Here is a 2,198-nt window from a genome sequence, read left to right as displayed (position 1 = left end):
AAAGCACGTAGTCTTCATGGATTTCTGAGTGGAATTTACGCCTCACTATGTGCATATCAATTAACCCATCAAAATAAGCCAACAATTCAAATTAAGGAATCATCGGCTTAAGCAGGATCCGGGTTAATTTACGGTTTAGAGCATACTTTCCACCCTATTCCGCCCCTTCTCTTTGGCCTTAAATAAGGACTGGTCTGCCCGGCCAAACAGCTCCATCCAGCTGCCTGCATCTGCGGCGACCCCGGCACTGACAGAAATATTTAATGGCGTGTACAGTCCCGGCAGGGTCAGAACATTCTGGCTAATTTCCTGACGTAATTTCTCGGCAATACTCAAGGCCCCGTCCAGATCAATCTGCTCAATCAGAATCAGGAATTCATCGCCCCCATAACGCACAATCAGATCAGATGAACGCACACTGTGTTTTAACACTTCGGCAATTCCCTGAATCACCCGATCTCCGACAATATGCCCATACTGATCATTGACCTCTTTAAAGTCATCAATATCAATAATAATTAAACCGGTTTGATGGAGCTTGTCCGGATTCTGATTCAGATATTGAATATATTCTTCTAGCGCCAGACGATTGGAGACTCCGGTCAGGGTATCGGTATTCGCCATATTACGTAGCTGGAATTCCAGCAAATCCCGTTCAGCCAAGCGTGCCTGCAACTGCTTGAGTGCAGCAAATAAAGAGGTGGGTGAGGAATCTGGAGCTGTGGCCGTCTGCGGCTGGGCTTCAGATAACTCTAAAATCAGATCTCGCGCTTCAATTAAAGGTTTAAATACCTTAAAACGCGCATAGACCATGGTAAACAGCGCTGCCAGCAAGGAAATAATCGACACCGACAGCGTCAGGATAAACTGCTGCCAGGCAGCATGGCGCTCCTGCTGGGCCAGCCAGACACTATAATCCAGCAGATATTTCTGCAGATTCACCACTGTCGTAAATTTATCGACAATCTTCAGAGTCAATTCAATTCCGCTTAATGAATACGGGCGCGCATGCAGACTTTCTTCAATCAGCTGGCTGACAATAGGAACCCCCTGATCCAGATATTTTTGTTTAACCTGTTGATGCAGTCCCAGGTATTCAGGCGTTTTGTGCTGTTCAGGCTGAATCGAGTTGACCAGATCCCATAAATAATAAGATTGCCGCTGGCTCTGTAAGGAATAAGCCAGGTTCTGTTCAGGAATTGGTTCTTTAAAAGTCACGGCCGCCATAATCGTCGAGGCCAGACGTCCGGCCTGATCACGTAAATCGGCCAGTACCAGAATCAGACTATAGGACTCCGACAGCATGGTCTTTTTGCCTTCCGACTGCATCATGACATGCTTCAGCACCTCATAGACTTCATCCCAGGCACGAAACATGGCCTGAATGGCCTGATCCAGCTGTGCTGAACTGCGCTGGGCATAGGGTTGTGCTGCATAGGCATCCACCGCAGCACGTCCTTTTGCCAAAGCCGGTTTTAAATCGGTGGTCAAGGCATTGGCCTGTGCAGCAAAACCGGCGCTATTTAACAATTGCATGGTGTGTTCAATCTGCAGATCGACCCGCTCTCGAAACAGGGTCAGCTCTTTCAGGTTGGCACTGAGTTCATCTGGAGTACTGGACATGACCTTATTGGCCGGACCACGTTCGCGTGAAATCTCATTGGCCAGATCGGCCACATGACGTAAGACTGAAATTTCGGTCAGCACCACATCGGACTGCTGATAAGAGCGATAACTCTTCAGCGTCACCGGAACCGAAATAAACAGAATCGACAGGATGATAATGAGCATAGAAATAAACAGACGCTGCTTAGTATTCTCTGAATGCAAGCGATGGGACATGTTTATAACCTCACTACCATGAGCATGAACTGAACGTATTGAATCAACAAAGGCAGAGCAACGACCTGAAGCGGATGACCACACTGCTGAGGAAAAAATAACAGGACAGCGGTAGCGTTCATTCAACTATAAGTCGAATAAATCAACAAGATAACTAAAAAATTGTGACAAGGTTAACAAATTTATTGATTAAGTTGAATAAAAACCGACGAAATTAGAGTAAGTTTCTCACTGCTGTCCCATAGTTTGCTTTAAATAAAAAAACCTGAGTCCTAACAGTTAAAATATGAGTGCAAACAAACACTTTAACGACCAGGATTCAGGTTTTGTCACATCAGAATACCGTATTTCATGAG

General features: G+C 45.8%; 1 protein-coding gene and 1 pseudogene. One reads left to right on the top strand and one right to left on the bottom strand.

What is annotated here, in order from left to right:
- Positions 1-111, top strand: a pseudogene (locus FTT68_RS13930) (IS982 family transposase); the annotation flags it as partial.
- A gap of 24 nt (positions 112-135) precedes the next feature.
- Here FTT68_RS13930 and FTT68_RS13925 read toward each other — a convergent pair.
- Complete coding sequence (locus FTT68_RS13925; RefSeq protein ID WP_180084194.1) at positions 136-1,842, bottom strand: GGDEF domain-containing protein; 1,707 nt, start codon at positions 1,840-1,842, stop codon at positions 136-138.
- Positions 1,843-2,198: the final 356 nt, after the last annotated feature.

Source organism: Acinetobacter sp. Q85-2, assembly GCF_013420555.1.
Classification (GTDB): domain Bacteria; phylum Pseudomonadota; class Gammaproteobacteria; order Pseudomonadales; family Moraxellaceae; genus Acinetobacter; species Acinetobacter indicus.
This window is presented reverse-complemented; position numbering and strand designations above follow the sequence as displayed.

Coding starts and splice junctions, on each gene's coding strand:
- FTT68_RS13925 (WP_180084194.1), bottom strand. CDS start 1,842: ATGTCCCATCGCTTGCATTCAGAGAATACTAAGCAGCGTCTGTTTATT.